The organism is Cupriavidus sp. GA3-3, assembly GCF_000389805.1.
GTDB classification, from domain to species: Bacteria; Pseudomonadota; Gammaproteobacteria; order Burkholderiales; family Burkholderiaceae; genus Cupriavidus; species Cupriavidus necator_D.
Genome location: NZ_KB944461.1, coordinates 173,606 through 192,791, shown reverse-complemented (window position 1 = coordinate 192,791; position 19,186 = coordinate 173,606). Strand labels below are relative to the sequence as shown.

General features: G+C 66.0%; 19 protein-coding genes. 6 read left to right on the top strand and 13 right to left on the bottom strand.

Going from position 1 to position 19,186, the window contains the following annotated elements; genetic code table 11:
• Positions 1–14: 14 nt before the first annotated feature.
• From C265_RS03595 to C265_RS03580, 4 genes are all read right to left on the bottom strand, one after another.
• Positions 15–794: an ABC transporter ATP-binding protein gene (locus C265_RS03595; RefSeq protein WP_010814966.1), complete on the bottom strand. Its 780-nt coding sequence runs from the start codon at positions 792–794 to the stop codon at positions 15–17.
• On the bottom strand, positions 791–1,660 hold the full coding sequence (locus C265_RS03590; protein ID WP_010814967.1) for an ABC transporter permease: 870 nt from the start codon (positions 1,658–1,660) through the stop codon (positions 791–793). The genes C265_RS03595 and C265_RS03590 overlap by 4 nt, the downstream gene beginning before the upstream one ends.
• Before the next feature lie 27 nt (positions 1,661–1,687).
• Positions 1,688–2,656, bottom strand: coding sequence for an ABC transporter substrate-binding protein (locus tag C265_RS03585; RefSeq protein ID WP_037023534.1), 969 nt, complete (start codon positions 2,654–2,656; stop codon positions 1,688–1,690).
• 307 nt (positions 2,657–2,963) lie between these two features.
• Entirely contained in the window at positions 2,964–3,971 is a 1,008-nt protein-coding gene (locus C265_RS03580) for an NAD-dependent epimerase/dehydratase family protein (RefSeq protein ID WP_010814969.1), read from the bottom strand.
• 9 nt (positions 3,972–3,980) lie between these two features.
• Between C265_RS03580 and C265_RS03575 the strand changes: the two genes are divergently transcribed.
• Positions 3,981–5,039: a CDP-6-deoxy-delta-3,4-glucoseen reductase gene (locus tag C265_RS03575; protein ID WP_010814970.1), complete on the top strand. Its 1,059-nt coding sequence runs from the start codon at positions 3,981–3,983 to the stop codon at positions 5,037–5,039.
• Positions 5,040–5,318: 279 nt separating this feature from the next.
• The gene (locus C265_RS03570) at positions 5,319–6,506 is read left to right on the top strand and encodes an acetylornithine transaminase (protein WP_010814971.1); all 1,188 of its coding nucleotides are present in this window, start codon (positions 5,319–5,321) and stop codon (positions 6,504–6,506) included.
• A 227-nt stretch (positions 6,507–6,733) separates the two neighbouring features.
• Here C265_RS03570 and C265_RS03565 read toward each other — a convergent pair whose 3' ends face one another.
• The 7 genes from C265_RS03565 to C265_RS03535 all read right to left on the bottom strand — a co-directional run bounded on the left by C265_RS03565 (position 6,734) and on the right by C265_RS03535 (position 13,843).
• Positions 6,734–7,450, bottom strand: a complete 717-nt coding sequence (locus C265_RS03565) for an ABC transporter ATP-binding protein (protein ID WP_010814972.1) — start codon at positions 7,448–7,450, stop codon at positions 6,734–6,736.
• 17 nt (positions 7,451–7,467) lie between these two features.
• The gene (locus C265_RS03560) at positions 7,468–8,244 is read right to left on the bottom strand and encodes an ABC transporter ATP-binding protein (protein WP_010814973.1); all 777 of its coding nucleotides are present in this window, start codon (positions 8,242–8,244) and stop codon (positions 7,468–7,470) included.
• A 13-nt stretch (positions 8,245–8,257) separates the two neighbouring features.
• Positions 8,258–9,415, bottom strand: a complete 1,158-nt coding sequence (locus C265_RS03555) for an ABC transporter ATP-binding protein (protein ID WP_010814974.1) — start codon at positions 9,413–9,415, stop codon at positions 8,258–8,260.
• Between the two features lie 13 nt (positions 9,416–9,428).
• Positions 9,429–10,364: a branched-chain amino acid ABC transporter permease gene (locus C265_RS03550; RefSeq protein WP_010814975.1), complete on the bottom strand. Its 936-nt coding sequence runs from the start codon at positions 10,362–10,364 to the stop codon at positions 9,429–9,431.
• A gap of 215 nt (positions 10,365–10,579) precedes the next feature.
• Positions 10,580–11,782 (bottom strand): branched-chain amino acid ABC transporter substrate-binding protein, encoded by a 1,203-nt coding sequence (locus C265_RS03545; protein ID WP_010814976.1) that lies wholly within the window; start codon positions 11,780–11,782, stop codon positions 10,580–10,582.
• A 567-nt stretch (positions 11,783–12,349) separates the two neighbouring features.
• On the bottom strand, positions 12,350–13,315 hold the full coding sequence (gene ispH, locus C265_RS03540) for a 4-hydroxy-3-methylbut-2-enyl diphosphate reductase (protein ID WP_010814977.1): 966 nt from the start codon (positions 13,313–13,315) through the stop codon (positions 12,350–12,352).
• A 39-nt stretch (positions 13,316–13,354) separates the two neighbouring features.
• Entirely contained in the window at positions 13,355–13,843 is a 489-nt protein-coding gene (locus tag C265_RS03535; protein WP_010814978.1) for a peptidylprolyl isomerase, read from the bottom strand.
• Positions 13,844–13,949: 106 nt separating this feature from the next.
• Here C265_RS03535 and radC point away from each other — a divergent pair, with 106 nt between their 5' ends.
• The 4 genes from radC (at position 13,950) to nadB (ending at position 17,025) form a co-directional block, all read left to right on the top strand.
• The gene (radC, locus tag C265_RS03530) at positions 13,950–14,636 is read left to right on the top strand and encodes a DNA repair protein RadC (protein WP_010814979.1); all 687 of its coding nucleotides are present in this window, start codon (positions 13,950–13,952) and stop codon (positions 14,634–14,636) included.
• A 191-nt stretch (positions 14,637–14,827) separates the two neighbouring features.
• Complete coding sequence (rpmB, locus tag C265_RS03525) at positions 14,828–15,061, top strand: 50S ribosomal protein L28 (RefSeq protein WP_006575661.1); 234 nt, start codon at positions 14,828–14,830, stop codon at positions 15,059–15,061.
• A 13-nt stretch (positions 15,062–15,074) separates the two neighbouring features.
• On the top strand, positions 15,075–15,245 hold the full coding sequence (gene rpmG, locus C265_RS03520) for a 50S ribosomal protein L33 (protein WP_010814980.1): 171 nt from the start codon (positions 15,075–15,077) through the stop codon (positions 15,243–15,245).
• Between the two features lie 187 nt (positions 15,246–15,432).
• A complete protein-coding gene (gene nadB / locus C265_RS03515) occupies positions 15,433–17,025 on the top strand; it encodes an L-aspartate oxidase (RefSeq protein WP_010814981.1) in 1,593 nt (530 codons plus the stop codon).
• Between the two features lie 73 nt (positions 17,026–17,098).
• On the opposite strand, the gene nadC is transcribed toward nadB, so the two are convergent.
• Positions 17,099–17,962 carry a carboxylating nicotinate-nucleotide diphosphorylase gene (gene nadC / locus C265_RS03510; RefSeq protein ID WP_010814982.1) on the bottom strand — a complete coding sequence of 288 codons (864 nt, stop codon included), beginning with the start codon at positions 17,960–17,962 and terminating at the stop codon, positions 17,099–17,101.
• Positions 17,959–19,113, bottom strand: coding sequence for a quinolinate synthase NadA (nadA, locus tag C265_RS03505; protein ID WP_010814983.1), 1,155 nt, complete (start codon positions 19,111–19,113; stop codon positions 17,959–17,961). Before nadA ends, nadC begins: the two co-directional genes overlap by 4 nt.
• Between the last annotated feature and the right edge of the window lie 73 nt (positions 19,114–19,186).

Genomic DNA, 19,186 nt, shown 5'->3' with positions numbered 1-19,186 from the left:
CGTTGGTTGGATGCCTAGTGCTCGGCCGAGGCCATGGCCTCGGCGCGGATCTCCTCGGTCAGCCGCGCCTTGAGCGCGGAGAACTCCGGAGTGGTCTTGACGGTGTAATGGCGCGGATGCGGGAAATCCACCGCGATCTCGCTCTTGATCCGACCCGGCCTGGCAGAAAACACCGCCACCCGGTTGGCCATGAAAATGGCCTCGTCGATATCATGGGTCACGAATAATACCGTCTTGCGCGACGCCTCCCATATTCCCAGCAGCAACTCCTGCATCAGCACGCGGGTCTGGTTGTCGAGCGCGCCGAAGGGTTCGTCGAGCAGCAGGATCTTGGGATCGTTGGCCAGCGCGCGCGCAATCGCGGTGCGCTGCTGCATGCCGCCCGACAGCTGCTTGGGGAAATGGTGCTCGAAGCCGCGCAGTCCCACACGCTGGATAAAGAAGTCGCTGCGCTCCTTCTGCTCGGCGGCGCTCATACCGCGCTCGCGCAAGCCGAAGCGCACGTTCTGCTCGATCGTCAGCCACGGGAACAGCGTGTACGACTGGAACACCATGCCGCGGTCCGCGCCGGGGGCGGACACCGGCTGGCCGTCCAGCAGCACGCGGCCGCTGGAGGGCGTATCCAGCCCCGCGACGATGCGCAGCAGCGTGGACTTGCCGCAGCCCGAAGGCCCGAGGATGGTGACGAAGTCATTGTCGCGGACCTCGAAGTCGACCGGCTGCAGCGCCAGGGTCTGGCCGCCGCGCGGGTTGGAGAAGGTGCGCGAGACCTGCTGGATGGACAGTGCGCTCATTGGATCGAACTCCACGGGAACAGGCGCTGGTTGGCGCGCTTGAAGACAAGGTCCGAGACCAGGCCGATGCAGCCGATCACGATGATGCCGAAGATGATCTGCCCGGTATTGAGCAGCGCCTGGCTGTCGGTGATCATGTGCCCGATGCCCGACGACGAGCCGATCAGCTCGGCCACGATCACGTAGGTCCAGGCCCAGCCCAGCACCAGCCGCAGGATCTCGGCAATCTCGGGCGCGGCGCCGGGGATCAGCACGCGCCGCACGATGCCGGCGCTGTTGGCGCCCAGCGTGTAGGCCGCCTCCACCAGGTCCTTGCGCGCGCCGCCGACGGCCACCGCCACCATCAGCACGATCTGGAAGAACGAGCCGATGAAGATCACCAGCAGCTTCTGGGTCTCGCCGATGCCGGCCCACAGGATCAGCAGCGGGATAAAGGCCGACGCGGGCAGGTAGCGGCAGAACGACACGAAGGGCTCGAAGAACGCCTCGGCCGCCTTGTACGCGCCCATGAAGATGCCCAGCGGCACCGCCAGCACCGCCGCCAGCACGAAGCCGCCGACCACGCGCCACACGGTCATGCCGATGTCGCCGATGAAGTTGTGCTCGGTGAACAGGATGAAGCCCTCTTTGGCCATCGTCATCGGATCGGCCAGGAACGTGCGCGGCACGAAGCCGCCCAGCGTTACCACGGCCCAGATGCCGAAGAACAGCACGAAGAAGGACAGGCCCAGCATCCAGCGCGTGTTGGGCGCCACCGGCACCAGCGGGGCCAGCCACGGGTGGCGCCGGCGCACCGGCGCCGCCGCTGCGGCAGGGACCGCCGCGGCAGCGGCCGGGGCGGGTGTTCCAAGTCTGGCTTGCGTCATGACGTCACGCCTCCTGAAGACTGTCGGTTACTTGAGGAAACGCGCGTCATACAGCGCCGTCACGTCCGGCACCTGGCGGATCACGCCGATTTCCAGCAGCACCGCCGCAGCTTCCTTGCTGAAGCTGGCAAGCTCGCCGGCAAAGAACTTGCGGTTGGCCTCGCGGTCCTGCCAGCGCAGGTAGGCGGAGGACTTGGCGAACTGCTCGCCGGTCTGCTTGACCGCAGCGCCCATGATGTCGTTGGCCTTGGCCGGCTCCTTCCGGATCATCTCCAGGGCCTCGAAGTAGCTGTCGACCAGCGCCTGCGCGGCCTTGGGATTCTCTTTAAGCCACTTCGGCGCGCAGCCCAGCGTGTCGGTCACCATCGGGTAGTCGAGCGTGGTCGCCAGGATCTTGCCCTTGTCCGGGTTCTGGCGCACCGTCGACAGATACGGCTCATAGGTCATGGCGCCGTCGTTCTGGCCGGCCACGAAGGCCTGCGCGGCCGCCTGCGGCGACAGCGTGGTGGTCTTGATGTCCTTGAGCGTCATGCCGTTCTTCTTCAGCATCCAGGCCAGGCCGAAATACGGCGCGGTGCCCGGCGCATCGACGCCGATGGTCTTGCCCTTCAGGTCGGCAAAGCTCTTGACGTCGCTGCGCACGGCCAGGCCGTCGGCGCCGTAGGACTTGTCGAGCTGCACGATCTGGGTGATGGGCACGCCGTTGGCGTTCCAGGCCACATGCGTTTCCACCGTGGTGGCCGCGCACTGGATCGCGCCCGAGGCCAGCGCCAGGTGGCGGTCCTTCTGCGGGATCATCTTGATGTCGACGTCCACGCCATGCTTCTTGAAGATGCCGGCCTTGTCGGCCAGCGTCAGCGGCGCGAAACCGGTCCAGCCGCTCATGCCCAGCGTGACCTGGGCATTCTGCGCCTGGGCCGCACCAGCCCCCAATGCCGCAACCAGCACCGCGGCCTGCACTGCCATCCGACCGCGAATCCTGCTGTGATTCCTCATCTGTACGCTCCTTTGGTGTGTCCGTCGACGGCAGGCCATGCGTGCGGCCGCGCTCGTTTTCGGACATTAAACAGTACCTGTATATACAAGTCAACGTAGGGCTTCCACCAAGCAACCAGACGGATAAATACCTTGAAAGGCGCTTTCCAGCGGAGATTTCTCAACAGACCTCGCACCGGTCCGGTTCACGGATGGTGGTGCCGGCACCAGGCCGGGGCAGCGAAAGTGTTGTTGTATAGACAGGAGTAAAACGACGCACAGGGGCAGCAAGCCCCGTGCCAGCGGCACGAGCCCATTGGCCAGGTGGTCAGGCGTCGAAGAAGGAAGTGACGGTCGGATAACGCAGCCGCAGGCGCAGCTCGCGTTTCAGGCGGCGGTTGTCAAGGCGGCGCGATTCGCTCATGAAGCTCAGCAGCGTCTTGTCGATCACTTCACGCGCCTCGCCACGCGTGATCCGCGGCGGGCGCGGCAGGCCGCGACGGTCGGCGACCAGGTCGAAGTAGTCGGCCATGCGCAGCTCGGTGTCGTCGCTGGCATGGACCACGCGCTGCGCGCGGCCGCGGAACAGCGCCGCGACCATGGTGCGCGCCAGGTCGTCGGCATGGATATGGCTGGTGTAGACATCGTCCTGCGGCACCAGCGCGGGCGTGCCGCGGTGCAGGCGCGCCAGCGGCAGGCGGTCTTCGGCATAAATGCCGGGGATGCGCACGATGCTGGCACGCCAGCCGGCATCGCGGCCGAAGCCGCGCACTGCCTGCTCGGCGGCCACGCGGCGGCGCGCGCGGGCGGTCTGGGGCCGCACGGCGTGGAATTCCGAGACCCGGGCGCCCTGCCGGTCGCCGTACACGCCCGACGTGCTGGCGTAGACAAACGCAGCGCGGGGCCTGCCCCGGTCGGGTAGAATGGCGGGCTCGCCGGGAAGCATGCCGGCCGACGTCCTGGCCTTGCGCCAGGCCGCCCGGCGCAAGGCGGCGAGCAAGGCACGCGTGCGCGGATCGCCTTCGCCCTGCCCGGGCGGCGGCGCCAGGTCCAGCACCTGCGTGGCCAGCCCATGCAGCCGTGCCAGCGTGGCCGGCCGGTCCAGGTCCGCCACCAGCGGCACCGCGCCGGCGGCGCGCAGTTCAGCCCGGCGCGCCGGCTGTGAGGTCACGGCAAAGACACGCATGCGCGACGACAGGATTCGCAGGCAGCGCGTCCCCACATCCCCGCAGCCGACGATCAACAGGCGCGGGCGGCCCAGCCGGCGCGAAGGCGCCGGCAGCCGCGGGACTTGTGGGAGGCGCGAGGGCTGCAGCTTCGACAGAATTTGGCTCATAGACCGATTATGGCTTATCAAGTAACCGTCATGCCCAGCGGCCACAAGTTTGAAGTGGCAGCGGACGAAACCATCCTCGGCGCGGCCCTGCGCCACAGCATCGGGCTGCCCTACGGCTGCAAGAACGGCGCCTGCGGCTCGTGCAAGGGCCGCGTGCTCGAAGGCACCATCGTGCAGGGCGACCACGCCCCGGCGGCACTGACCGCGCAGGAGAAGACCGAGGGCCGCGCCCTGTTCTGCTGCGCCAACGCCGCCTCGGACGTCACCATCGAGTGCCGCGAGGTCCACGGCGCGGGCGACATCCCGATCAAGAAGGTGCCGTGCCGCGTGACCGCGATCGAGCGCCTGGCCGACGACGTGATCGCCATCAAGCTGCAGCTGCCGGCGACCGAGCGCATGCAGTACCTGGCCGGCCAGTACGTGGAATTCCTGCTGCGCGACGGCAAGCGCCGCAGCTATTCGATCGCCACGCCGCCGCATGAAGACGGCCCGATCGAACTGCATATCCGCCATATGCCCGGCGGCGCCTTCACCGACTATGTTTTCGGCGCCAGGGAAGGCCAGCCGGCCATGAAGGAGCGCGACATCCTGCGCTTCGAGGGCCCGCTGGGCAGCTTCTTCCTGCGCGAGGAGTCCGAGGCCCCGATTATCCTGCTGGCTTCCGGCACCGGCTTTGCGCCGATCAAGGCCATCGTCGAGCACGCCGCCTACACCGGCATCCAGCGCCCGATGACCCTGTACTGGGGCGGCCGCCGGCCCAAGGACCTGTACATGCACGCGCTGTGCGAGCAGTGGGCGCGCGAGCTGCCCAACTTCCGCTACGTGCCGGTGATCTCCGACGCGCTGCCTGAAGACAACTGGCAGGGCCGCACCGGCTTTGTCCACCAGGCCGTGATCGCCGACCATCCCGACCTGTCGGGCCACGAGGTCTATGCCTGCGGCGCCCCGGTGATGATCAATGCCGCGCGCGGCGACTTCACTCGCCAGTGCAAGCTGCACGAGGACGCGTTCTTCGCCGACTCGTTCACCTCCGAGGCCGACATGCACCCGGCCACTCCCGCGGCCTGAGGCCGCCCGAGAGCCGTTCCCTCAGCGCAACAATGCCCGGGCCAGCCAAAATTCGTTTTGACACCCGGGCGCATGCGCCTTATATTTGCCCGCATGCACATGACCTTCAACCGACGCCGCAGCTTCCGTACGTCGCTCCCCGCTGGGGTGCCGCGCGGCTGACCGTCGACTGCGTCTGTTCATGTCAACGAGCCACGGGCAACCCCCGTGGCTTTTTGTTTTTGTCCCGGTTGTTACGCCCGTCCGTCCATCGTTTAAAGCCGACCCCTGGAGTCCGCCATGGCATTTGCTGAGTATCCCGTCCAATCCCTGATGTACATCACCAACCGGCCCGAGCTCGTGTTCACCGAGGGCAAGGGCTCCTGGCTGACGGATCACAACGGCAAGCGATACCTGGACTTCGTGCAGGGCTGGGCAGTGAACTGTCTGGGCCATTCCAACCAGGGCATGATCGACGCGCTGGTGGCCCAGTCGCACCGGCTGATCAACCCGAGCCCGGCCTTCTACAACGAGCCGATGCTCAAGCTGGCCCGGCAGCTGACCGACCACAGCTGCTTCGACAAGGTCTTCTTCGCCAACAGCGGCGCCGAGGCCAACGAAGGCGCGATCAAGCTGGCGCGCAAATGGGGCCGCAAGCACAAGGACGGCGCCTTCGAGATCATCACCATGGACCACAGCTTCCATGGCCGCACGCTCGCCACCATGAGCGCGTCGGGCAAGGCCGGCTGGGACACCATCTTTGCGCCGCAGGTGCCGGGCTTCCCGCGCGCCGATCTCAACGACCTGGCCTCGGTGGAGAAGCTGATCACCGACAAGACCGTCGGCATCATGCTGGAACCGGTGCAGGGCGAAGGCGGCGTGATCCCCGCCACGCGCGAGTTCATGCAGGGCCTGCGCGCGCTGGCCGACAAGCACAGGCTGCTGCTGATCGTCGATGAAGTGCAAACCGGCTGCGGCCGCTGCGGCACCCTGTTCGCCTACGAGCTGGCAGGCGTGGAGCCGGACATCATGACGCTGGGCAAGGGCATCGGCGGCGGCGTGCCGCTGTCGGCGCTGCTGTGCAAGGCCGAGGTCGCCAGCTTCGAGGCCGGCGACCAGGGCGGCACCTACAACGGCAACCCGCTGATGACCGCGGTGGGCAGCGCCGTGATCGAGCAGCTGACCGCGCCGGGCTTCCTCGACGACGTCAAGGCCAAGGGCGAATACCTGAGGGAACAGCTGCTGGCGCTGTCCGCCGAGTTCGGCCTGGCCGGCGAACGCGGCGACGGCCTGCTGCGCGCGCTGATGCTGGGCAAGGACATCGGCCCGCAACTGGTGGAAGAAGCCCGCGACATGGTGCCGCAAGGCCTGCTGCTGAACGCTCCGCGCGCCAACCTGCTGCGCTTCATGCCCGCGCTGAACGTGACGCGTGAAGAGATCGACCAGATGATCGGCATGCTGCGCACGCTGCTGAAGAAGCTGGCCTGAGTCCTGGTCATTCGCCAGACGGAAAAAAAGCCTCGCGCGCGCGAGGCTTTTTTCTTTGTGGTGCCGCAGAGGAGTGAGGGAGAGAGCCAGCGCCGCAGAACCCGCGCACACCAGCCTGAGCAGGCGTTGCGCGGGGCCCCGCGGCAAGGGGAAAGGCCTTGCGCCTGCGTGCGCCTGCCCTCTCCCTCACCCCTCTTGCGGCGGGGTGGGAGGCGGCAGCGCGCGCCTTACTCGCCCAGGTAGGCGGCCCGCACCTTGGGATCGTCGAGCATCTGCTTGGCGTCCCCGCTCATGGTGATCAGGCCCGACTCCATCACGTAGCCGCGGTGGGCAGCCTGCAGCGCCAGGCGCGCGTTCTGCTCCACCAGCAGCACGGTCACGCCCTGTGCCGAGATGTCGCGCACGACCTCGAAGATCTTCTCGACCATGATCGGCGACAGGCCCATCGACGGCTCGTCCAGCAGCAGCACCTTGGGCTGGCTCATCAGCGCGCGCGCCATTGCCAGCATCTGCTGCTCGCCGCCGGACATGGTGCCCGCCAGCTGGTTGGCGCGTTCCTTCAGGCGCGGGAAGATGCCGAACATGCGCTCGACGTCGGCCTTGATTCCGGCGTCGTCGTTGCGCGTGTAGGCGCCCATCTGCAGGTTCTCGGTGATGGTCATGCGCGCGAACACGCCGCGGCCTTCCGGCACCATCGCCAGGCCCTGCTTGAGCAGCGCGTAGCTGGGCACGCCCTTGATCGACTTGCCCATGTATTCCACGTCGCCGCTGGCCCAGCCCTGCAGGCCGGTGATGGCCTTCATGGTGGTGGTCTTGCCGGCGCCGTTGGCGCCGATCAGCGTCACCAGCTCGCCGTCCCGGATTTCCAGGTCAATGCCCTTGACGGCCTGGATGCCGCCGTACGCGACCTTGAGGCCGGAGATCTTCAGTACTGTCTGTGTCATTGCTTGTCCTCCGGCCATCAGTGTGCCGATGCGCCGAGGTAGGCCTCGATCACCGCGGGGTTGTTCTGCACTTCGTGCGGCAGGCCCTGGGCAATCACCTTGCCGTAGTCCAGCACCGTCATGCGGTTGCACAGGCCCATCACCAGCTTCACGTCGTGCTCGATCAGCAGGATGGTCTTGCCATCGTTGCGGATCTTGTCGAGCAGTCCGCGCAGCTCCACCTTCTCGGTCGCGTTCATGCCCGCGGCCGGTTCGTCCAGTGCCAGCAGCTTGGGCTCGGTCGCCAGCGCCCGCGCGATCTCGAGCCGGCGCTGGTGGCCGTAGGAGAGGTTGCGCGCGGTGAAGTTGGCGTACTTGCCGATGCCGACATAGTCGAGCAGGTCGTGCGCCATGTCCTCGATGCCCTCTTCCTCGCGGCGCACCGCGGGCGGGCGGAAGATCGCGCCGAACACGCCGGCCTTGGAGCGCACGTGGCGCCCCACCATCACGTTCTCGAGCGCAGTCATCTCGCCGAACAGGCGGATGTTCTGGAACGTGCGCGCGATGCCGGCCCTGGCGACCTCATGCACGGCGGTCGGCTGGTAGGGCTTGCCGCCCAGCACGAACTCGCCTGAATCCGGCGTGTACAGGCCGGTGATCACGTTGAAGAAGGTGGTCTTGCCGGCGCCGTTGGGGCCGATCAGCCCGTAGATCTCGCCCGGCTTGATCTGCAGGCCCACCTCGGACAGTGCCTGCAGGCCGCCGAAACGCTTGTTGACCCCCTGTACCGACAGGAGGAAATCGTTGTTGCTCATGTTGTCCTCCTGGTCAGAAACGGCCCACGCTGCCCGCACGGCGCACCACCGGGCGGTCTTCCTTGCGCGGCGACGGCCAGATGCCCGCCGGGCGATACAGCATGACGCCGACCAGGGCCAGGCCGAACAGCAGCTGGCGCAGCACTTCGGCATCGACGATGACATGGCCGAACAAACCGGTCTGCATCGGCTCCGCCACCACGCGCAGCAACTCCTGGAAGCCCACCAGCAGGACGCCGCCCAGGATCACGCCCGGGATATGGCCCATGCCGCCAAGCACCACGATGGCCAGCACGTAGATCGATTCCCACAGCGTGAACGATTCCGGCGACACGAAGCCCTGGAACGCGCCGAACACCGCGCCCGAGGCGCCGCCGAACGAAGCGCCCATGGCAAAGGCCAGCAGCTTGATGTTGCGGGTGTTGATGCCCATCGCCTTGGCGGCGATCTCGTCTTCGCGGATGGCCACGAAAGCGCGGCCGATACGCGAGGTCTGCAGCCGCAGGCTCACGAACACGATCACGATGACCAGGAACACCAGCAGGTAGTAGTACATGAATACCGGCGTGAACTTGAGTCCGAAGATCTCGTGCGACTTCGAGAAGTCGAAGCCGAAGATATGGACCGGGTCCACCGCGGTGATGCCCTTGGGCCCGTTGGTGATGTTGACCGGGCGGTCAAGGTTGTTCATGAAGATGCGGACGATCTCGCCGAAGCCCAGCGTCACGATGGCGAGGTAGTCGCCGCGCAGCTTCAGCGTTGGCGCCCCGAGCAGCACGCCGAAGGTGGCGGCTACCAGGATCGCGATCGGCAACACGAACCACATCGACAGGTGGATGCCGGTGGGGAACAGTTGCTGGATCCACTCGAACTGGTTCGCCAGGTGGGGCGAGCCCAGCAGCGCCATCAGGTAGGCGCCGACCGCGTAGAACGCGATATAGCCCAGGTCAAGCAGGCCGGCAAAGCCCACCACGATGTTCAGGCCCAGCGCCAGCATGATGTACAGCAGCGCGAAGTCCAGCACGCGGACCCAGTAGTTGCCGCCCAGGGTCTGGACGAAGAACGGTGCGCACAGGGCGATCACCAGGAAGCCAATCAGTGCGGCCAGGGTCTTGGCCGGCACCTTGGTGGGCGCCGCGACGGCTGCCGTGGATGGAATCGGAGTATTCATGGATTCGCTCTCCTCAGGCGCGATCCGCCACGCGTTCGCCCATGATGCCGGACGGACGGAAGACGAGCACGGTGATCAGCACGATAAAGGCAAAGACGTCCTGGTAGTTCGAACCGAAGACGCCGTTGGTCAGGTCGCCGATATAGCCGGCGCCGAGCGCTTCGATCAGGCCCAGCAGCATGCCGCCGACCATGGCGCCAGCCAGGTTGCCGATGCCGCCCAGCACCGCGGCGGTAAACGCCTTCAGGCCGGGGATGAAGCCCATGTAGAAGTGGGCATTGCCGTAGTTGGTGGCCATCATCACGCCGGCCAGCGCGGCCAGCGTGGCGCCGATCATGAAGGTGGCGGAAATGACGAAATTGGGGTTCACGCCCATCAGGCCGGCCACCTTCTGGTTCTCGGCGGTGGCGCGCATGGCGCGGCCGAGCTTGGTGCGGTTGACCAGGGCCAGCAGGCCGGACATCACCATCACGGCCATGCCGATGATGACCATTTCCTTGCCGGTGATGGTGGCGCCGGTCGTGCCGATGTCGATCGGCTCGGACGGCAGCAGCTGCGGGAAGGTCAGCGGGTTGCGCGACCAGATCAGCATGCCCATCGTCTGCAGGATGATGGAGACGCCGATGGCGGTAATCAGCGGGGCCAGCCGTGGCGCATTGCGCAAGGGCCGGTAGGCGATCCGCTCGATCGAATAGGACAGGATCGCGCAGACTGGCATCGCGACCAGCGTGGCGATCACCAGCGTCAGCCATTCAGGCAGGCCGGGGGCGAACTTCTGCAATCCGAGGATGGCTGACAGGGCGGTCAGCGCGCCGATCATCAGCACATCGCCGTGGGCGAAGTTGATGATGCCGAGAATACCGTAGACCATGGTGTAGCCCAGTGCGATCAGCGCATAGATGCTGCCGAGCACCAGACCGTTCACGATCTGCTGGATAAGGATATCCATGAAAACTCCTGCTTCAGTCCCGGACCTTGCGGCATGGTGTGGATGCCGGGGGCGGGACCATGGTGTGTAATGGGTAACGTTGCGGTGGTTGGTTTGCTGGTAAGCGACCTGCCCTGCTCCATCCATGGTAAGGATGCTTCTACATTAGGCGAGGCTAAAAAGAACGGCACCGCAAAATACTCACGGTGCCGTTCGGATGGGCCGGTAAGCCCAGATTACATCTTCACGACGTCGAGGACGGACTTCTTCTTGTCCTTGTACTCGTACAGCGTGATGGTGCCTTCCTTCATGTCGCCCTTCTCGTCGAAGGCGATATTGCCGATCACGCCCTTGTAGTTGGTCTTGGGCATTTCGGCCAGGATGGCAGCCGGTTCGGTCGAGTTGGCGCGCTTCATGGCGTCGACGACGACCATCACGGCGTCATACGTGAACGGTGCATAGATCTGCACCGGGGCGTTGAAGCGAGCCTGGTAGCGCTTGGAGAAGTCCGCGCCCTGCTCCATCTTCGACAGGGCCAGGCCGGCCTCGGAGCAGATGATGTTGGTCACGGCGTCGCCCGCCAGTTCGGCCACCTTGTCGGTACAGACGCCGTCGCCGCCGACGATCTTGGCACCGATGCCCAGTTCCTTGGCCTGCTTGGCGAACGGGCCGCCGGTGGCGTCCATGCCGCCGTACATGATCACGTCAGGCTTCTTGCCCTTGATCTTGGTGAGAATGGCCTTGAAGTCGGTGGCCTTGTCGTTGGTGGCCTCGCGCGCCACCACGTTCACGCCGGCCGCCTTGGCGGTCTTCTCGAACTCGTCGGCCAGGCCCTTGCCGTAGGCGGTGGCGTCGTCGACGATCGCCACGCTCTTGGCATGGAGCGTCTTGCTGGCATAGTTGGCCAGTGCCGGGCCCTGCTGGGCATCGGTGGCCACCACGCGGTAGGTGGTCTTGAAGCCCTGCTTGGTGTAGTCCGGGTTGGTGGACGAGGGCGAGATCTGCACGATGCCGGCATCGCTATAGATCTTGGAGGCCGGGATCGACGTACCCGAGTTCAGGTGGCCGACCACGGCCACCACCTTGGCGTCGACCAGCTTCTGCGCCACGGAGGTGCCCGTCTTGGGGTCGGCGGCATCGTCTTCGCCAACCAGTTCCAGCTTGATCTTCTTGCCACCGATCTCCAGGCCGGTCTTGTTGACTTCTTCCACGGCCAGGCGGGCGCCGTTTTCGTTGTCCTTGCCAAGGTGCGCGATGCCGCCGGTCAGCGGGGCCGCGTGGCCGATCTTGACGACGACTTCACCGCCGCCCGCTGCAGGAGCGGCTGCCGCCGGCGCCGAAGGCGCCGCATCAGCCGGCTTCTCTTCCTTCTTGCCGCAAGCGGCTACCAGCGCCACTGCGGCCGCAATCGGCAGAATCTTGGCAAACGTGATTTGCATGAGTGATCTCCTAGGATTCACGAAGACAGGGATTTTCAACGCCTCCCGGACGTTTCCCTGGACCGCCTTTGTTTAGTTTCAATTTGAAACGCGCGCATTGTATCCCCTTTCTTAGTCGATGCAATACGCGACGCAACATCCTTAACCATTTACCGGTCAAATGAGCTAGGGAATTTCCCCAATGCACAGATTGCGGCAATTCCCGCTCACATGACGCGGCCGCCTCACCTACTTACAAGAATCGTGCCTGCGCCGCCCGATGGCACGGATAAGCATCGCCGGCACCACCTATAATGCGCCTTTATTAATTAGGTGTTTCATTTAAATTCAGCTGCACCGTTCTCTAATGTGCAGAATGTAGCGCCGCACCATAATAGGGAAAACCCCAAACCGGGGGATTACCCTGATTTGTCTGATCAGCAGGACAGCCATGTATTACCTGCACCATCGCCGTGCATTATTCGCGCCGGCCGGCTGCAAATCGGGCGTACCAAAGACAAAGGGCGCCGCATCAAGCGGCGCCCTTGTTCAAGGCGGGGCTGGCAGGCGGGCACGGCCCGCACCGGGTCAGGCGGCGGCGCTGGCCGGCAGCAGCCCACGCGGCAGCGGGAAGGCCATGTTCTCTTCGATGCCGTCAAGCGGGCGCACCTGGCTCGCGCCAAGCTCACGCAGGCGCTCGACGATGGACTGGGCTAGCGCCTCGGGCGCCGAAGCGCCGGCGGTCAGGCCGATGCGGCGCTTGCCGGCGATCCATTCGGGGCGCACCTGCTCGGGGGCGTCCACCATATAGGCCGGCACGCCCAGGCGCTCGGCCAGCTCGCGCAGGCGGTTGGAGTTGGAGCTGTTGGGGCTGCCCACCACGATCACCACCTCCACCTGCGGCGCCATGAACTTCACCGCGTCCTGGCGGTTCTGCGTGGCATAGCAGATGTCCTGCTTCTTGGGCTCGCGGATTTGCGGAAAGCGCGCCTTGAGCGCGGCCACGATCTCGCGGGTCTCATCCACCGACAGCGTGGTCTGGGTCACGTAGGCAAGCCGCGACGGGTCGGTAACCTGCAGCGTGGCGACGTCGGCCACCGACTCCACCAGCAGCATGCCGCTGCTGGCCTGGCCCATGGTGCCCTCCACTTCCGGATGGCCGCGATGCCCGATCATCACGATCTCGCAGCCCTCGGCGCGCATCTTGCTCACCTCGACATGCACCTTGGTCACCAGCGGGCAGGTGGCATCGAACACGTGCAGCCCGCGCGCGGCGGCGTCGGCACGCACTTCGCGCGACACGCCATGGGCGCTGAAGATGACGGTGGCGCCCGCGGGCACCTCGTCGAGCTCGCGCACGAACACCGCGCCCTTGCGGCGCAGGCCGGCCACCACATAGGCGTTGTGGACGATCTCGTGGCGCACGTAGATGGGCGCGCCGAAGCGCTCGAGCGCACGCTCGACGATCTCGATGGCACGGTCCACGCCGGCGCAGAAGCCGCGCGGCTGCGCCATCAGGATTTCTGCGTCGGGTGCGGGAGTCAGGTCAGGCATGCTGCGGTATCAGGATGGTTCGGCACACGTGCGGCGCGCTCAGAGAATGCCGATCAGCTGCACGTCGAACAGGATGGTCTGCCCGGCCAGCGGATGGTTGAAGTCAAAGAGCGCGGCGGTCTCGCCGAACTCCTTGAGCACACCGGCGTACTTGCCGCCGCCGGGCGCGTTGAACTCCACCAGGTCGCCAGGGCTGTAGTCCTCTTCGAAGGAACTGTTCTCGCGCAGCGTGGCCAGCGACACCCACTGCAGCAGCTCGGGGTTGCGCGGGCCAAAGGCCTGCTCCGGCGCCAGCCGGTAGGTCATGCGCTCGCCTTCGGGCATGCCGAGCAGCGCCTGCTCCAGCGTCGGCGCGAACTGGCCCTGGCCGAGCAGCAGCGTGGCGGGCTTCTCCTCGAACGTGCTGACGACCTCGGTGCCGTTCTCGAGCGCGATGCTGTAGTGCAGGGTCAGGAAAGAGTCGGCCTGGACAGTCTTGCGGCCAGCCGTGCCGCCGTCGGTTTCCGACGCGAAAGTTTGCAAATTCATGGGTGATCAACCGGTCAACAACCCGTATTGTATTCGACTGGCCCATTGCCCGCCGCCCCCGGACCCGGCCTCACCCTCATCACGGCGTGACTACCCTGGAGTGCTCATGACCATTGCCAACTGGCCCGCCTGCGAGCGGCCCCGCGAGAAACTGATGGAAAGCGGCGCCGCCGCCCTGTCAGACGCCGAGCTGCTGGCCATCCTGCTGCGCGTGGGCGCTGCCGGCAAAAGTGCCGTGGACCTCGCACGCGAGCTGTTGCACCGCTTCGGCTCGCTGACAGCCCTGTTCGCGGCCGAGGGGCGCGCACTGACAAGCGTCCGGGGCATGGGCGAAACCAAGTATGCCCAACTGCAGGCCATTCCGGAGCTGGCACGGCGTGCGCTGGCCGAATCGCTGCGCCTGCCCACCGGCTTTGACGGCCCGGCGGCGGTGCGCAACTACCTGCGCCTGACGCTGGCGCCGCTGCCGCACGAGGTCTTCCTGTGCCTGTTCCTGGATCCGCGCAACCGCATGGTGGCCAGTGAAGAAATGTTCCGCGGCACGCTGACGCGCACCGCCGTCTACCCGCGCGAAGTGGCGCGCCAGGCGCTCGTGCATAATGCGGCCGGCATCATCGTGGCGCACAACCACCCGCGCGGCACCACCGCGCCGAGCCAGAGCGACATCCGCCTGACCCACGAACTGGCGCGCACCCTCGATCTGATCGACGTGCGGCTGCTCGACCATTTCATCGTGGCCGGCCAGGAAATCCGCTCGCTGGCCGACTGCTGCGACCGCCTGCCCGGGCTGTGACGCCAACGCCACGGCACATACAGCGCAGCAACACCGGATAACGCCAAAGCACAGAAGGCATTGATTCGGCGAGGGAATCCGGTCTATAATGCCCGTTTTGCTGAAGTCTCAACCGCTGCAGTCCGGGCCCGCGCGCCTTTTGTTGATCTGTTGCGAACATTGTCCACGAATAGAAGATTTAGGAGTGCTTCATGGCACGCGTCTGTCAAGTGACCGGGAAAGCGCCGATGGTCGGCAACAACGTTTCCCACGCAAACAACAAGACCAAGCGCCGTTTTCTGCCCAACCTGCAGAATCGTCGTTTCTTCGTTGAATCCGAAAACCGCTGGGTGAGCCTGCGCGTCTCGAACGCCGGCCTGCGCCTGATCGACAAGAAAGGCATCGACTCCGTGCTCGCCGACCTGCGCGCACGCGGCGAAGTCTAATTAGGAGCACATCATGGCAAGCAAGGGCGGCCGCGACAAGATCAAGCTGGAATCGACCGCAGGTACGGGTCATTTCTACACGACCACCAAGAACAAGCGCACCATGCCGGAAAAGATGGAGATCATGAAGTTCGATCCCGTCGCCCGCAAGCACGTCGCTTACAAGGAAACCAAGATCAAGTAATTGATCCCGGTTCCCGCCAGAAAGCCCCGCCATGCCGCGGGGCTTTTTGTTGCCTGCGCGCCGCGCAGGCCTGCGGGGCGATAAGCGCCCACCCCCACGCGACGCGCTGATGCGCGGGATGGCGCTTCAGGTGTAGACTTTCCCGTTTCCTCCTTTTTGCCTGGCGCCCCCCAGCGCACTCCGCACCATGAATTTCGACGTCGCCATCGTCGGCAGCGGCCTGGCCGGCCTTACGGTCGCGCTGCAACTGGCCGACACCCACCGGGTGGCCATCCTCAGCAAGCGCGCCATGACCCAGGGCGCCAGCGACTGGGCGCAGGGCGGTATTGCCGCCGTGCTGGATTCCGGCGACAGCCATGACGAGCATACGCAGGACACGCTCGTCGCCGGTGCGGGGTTGTGCGACGAAGAGGCCACGCGCTTCATCGTGGAGCATGGGCGCGAGGCCATCCAGTGGCTGATCGACCGCGGCGTGCCGTTCACGCGCGACGAACAGGCCGAACTGGGCTTCCACCTGACGCGCGAAGGCGGCCACAGCCGCCGGCGCATCATCCACGCCGCCGACGCCACCGGCCATGCCGTGGTCAGCACGCTGCTGCAGCAGGCCATGCAGCACCCGAACATCACCATCCTGGAAGACCACTTCGCAATCGACCTGATCACCTCGCGCAAGCTGGGGCTGCCGGGCAACCGCTGCTACGGCCTGTACGTACTGGACGACAGCACCGGCGCAGTGCGCACCCTCACCGCCACGCACACCGTGCTGGCCGCGGGCGGTGCCGGCAAGGTCTACCTGTACACCACCAACCCGGATACGGCCACCGGCGACGGCATCGCCATGGCCTGGCGCGCGGGCTGCCGGGTTTCGAACATGGAGTTCATCCAGTTCCACCCGACCTGCCTGTACCACCCCTACGCCAAGTCCTTCCTGATCTCCGAAGCGGTGCGCGGCGAAGGCGGCCTGCTCAAGCTGCCCGATGGCACCCGCTTCATGCCCGAACACGATGCGCGCGCCGAACTGGCGCCGCGCGACGTGGTGGCGCGCGCGATCGACTTCGAGATGAAGAAGCGCGGCCTGGACTGCGTCTACCTGGATATCAGCCACCAGCCCGAATCCTTCCTGAAAGAACACTTCCCGACCATCCACGCGCGCTGCCTGGAGCTCGGCATCGACATCACGCGCGAGCCGATTCCCGTGGTGCCGGCCGCCCACTACACCTGCGGCGGCGTGGTCACCGACACCTCCGGGCGCACCGATATCGGCAATCTGTACGCCGTGGGCGAAACCGCCTGCACCGGCCTGCATGGCGCCAACCGGCTGGCCTCCAACTCGCTGCTCGAATGCATGGTGATCGGCCGCGCCGCGGCCGAGGACATCGCTTCCAAGGACAAGGCCGGGCTGCCTGACATCACGCTGCCGGCCTGGGATGAAAGCCGCGTCTCCGATGCCGACGAGGAAGTGGTGGTGTCGCACAACTGGGACGAGCTGCGCCGCATGATGTGGAACTACGTCGGCATCGTGCGCACCAGCAAGCGGCTGGAGCGCGCCCAGCACCGCATCGGCCTGCTGCGCGAGGAAATCGCTGAGTACTACGCCAACTTCCGCGTCACCAGCGACCTGCTGGAGCTGCGCAACCTGGTCGAAGTGGCCTCGCTGATCGTGGACAGCGCCTATTCGCGCCACGAAAGCCGGGGCCTGCACTTCAGCCGGGACTATCCGGATACCCTGCCCAAGGCGCTGCCGACGGTGATTCAGCCGCCAGCCACAAGGAAGCGCTGACGGCCGGCCAGGCAAAGCAAAACGGGGTGGCGCCGCAAGGCCCCACCCCGTTTTTCTGGTATCGCGCGAAGCGTCAGCCGATGATCCGCAGCGAATAGTCCGTCGCCCGCACGTCCTTGGTCAGCGCACCAACCGAGATCCGGTCCACGCCGGTTTCGGCAAAGGTGCGGATAGTATCGGCATTGACGCCGCCCGACACCTCCAGCAGCGCCCTGCCCCGATTGATCCTGACCGCATCCTGCATCATCGGCACGGTGAAGTTATCGATCAGCACCGACGTCGCACCGGCCGCAAGCGCTTCTTCCAGTTCGGCCAGCGTTTCCACCTCGATCTGCACCGACGCCCTGGTATCGAGCGCCAGCGCCGCCTGCATGGCCGCGCTGATGCTGCCAGCCGCGGCGATATGGTTTTCCTTGATCAGGATGCCGTCGTACAGCGCCAGCCGCTGGTTCTCGCCGCCGCCGATGCGGACCGCGTACTTCTGCGCCAGGCGCAGGCCCGGCAGCGTCTTGCGCGTATCCAGCACGCGCGCGCGGGTGCCGGCGATCAGGTCGGCATAGCGGCGCGTGGCGGTGGCCACGCCCGACAGCAGCTGCAGGAAATTCAGCGACGGGCGCTCCGCCGTCAGCAGCGAGCGCGCCGGGCCGGTGATCTCGCAGACCACCGAATCGTGCGCCATGCGGGCACCTTCCTGCTGCAGCCAGTGCACCTCGAGCGCCGGGTCGACCGCGCGCATGCAGGCATCGAACCACGGCTGGCCGCACAGCACTGCGGACTCGCGCACGATCACGCGCGCGCGTGCCGCCTTGGCCGCAGGCACCAGCAGGCCGGTCAGGTCGCCGCTGCCGACATCCTCGTCAATGGCGGCCTGCACATTGGCTTGCAGCGCTGCCTGCAGCGCCGGACCGTAGCTGTCGAAAATCGAATTCACGCTCATGCCGGGCCAATCCCCTTGAACAGCGCCTGTTCCTTGGCCAGGTCTGCCGACGGACGCACATTGCGCTTCTGCGCGGCGGCGAAGTCCAGCATGCGGTTGATGCAGGTCACCGCCTGGCGCCCGATCACCGGGTCGACATGGATCTCGTTGCGGCCGGTTTCCAGCACCTCGGCCAGGTTGGTGAGCGCGTTCATGGCCATCCACGGGCAGTGCGCGCAGCTCTTGCAGGTCGCGCTGTTGCCGGCCGTGGGCGCTTCAATGAAGTGCTTGCCGGGCGCCGCCATGCGCATCTTGTGCAGGATGCCGTTGTCGGTGGCGACGATGAACTCGGTCGCGTCCAGCTTCTGTGCGGCCTCGATCAGCTGCGAGGTCGAGCCGACCACATCGGCCTGTGCCACCACGTTTTCCGGCGACTCAGGGTGCACCAGGATCTTGGCGTTGGGGAATTCGCGGCGCAGCAGGTCCAGCTCGATGCCCTTGAACTCGTCGTGCACCAGGCACGAGCCCTGCCACAGCAGCATGTCGGCACCAGTCTGCTTCTGGATATAGCTGCCCAGGTGCTTGTCCGGCGCCCACAGGATCTTCTTGCCCTGCGCATGCAGGTGCTCGACGATCTTCAGGCCGATGCTGGAGGTCACCATCCAGTCCGCGCGCGCCTTCACGGCGGCGCTGGTGTTGGCGTAGACCACCACGGTGCGGTCCGGGTGCGCATCGCAGAAGGCGGCGAACTCATCGGCCGGGCAACCCAGGTCGAGCGAGCAGGTCGCGTCCAGGTCCGGCATCAGCACGGTCTTCTCGGGGCTCAGGATCTTGGCGGTCTCGCCCATGAAGCGCACGCCCGCCACCACCAGGGTCCGGGCCTCGTGGTCGCGGCCGAAGCGGGCCATTTCCAGGGAGTCGGAGACACAGCCGCCGGTTTCCTCGGCCAGGTCCTGCAGGTCGGCGTCGACGTAATAGTGCGCCACCAGCACCGCATTGCGTTCCTTGAGCAGGCGGCGAATACGCGTCTTCAGGGACTGGCGCTCGTCGGGTGTCAGCACCGGCGGCACCTTGGCCCAGGCATGGGCCACGCAGCTGCTGCCAGTGGCGTTTTCGGCATCCGCCAGGTTCGGCTTTTCGAACTCGACGGTCTTGATCGATTGTGGGGTCATCTCCGGTACTCCTCTAGACCTTCGCCAGCAAGGATGCGGCCCGGCCAGAATATTGGGGAGTTTATCTAAAACA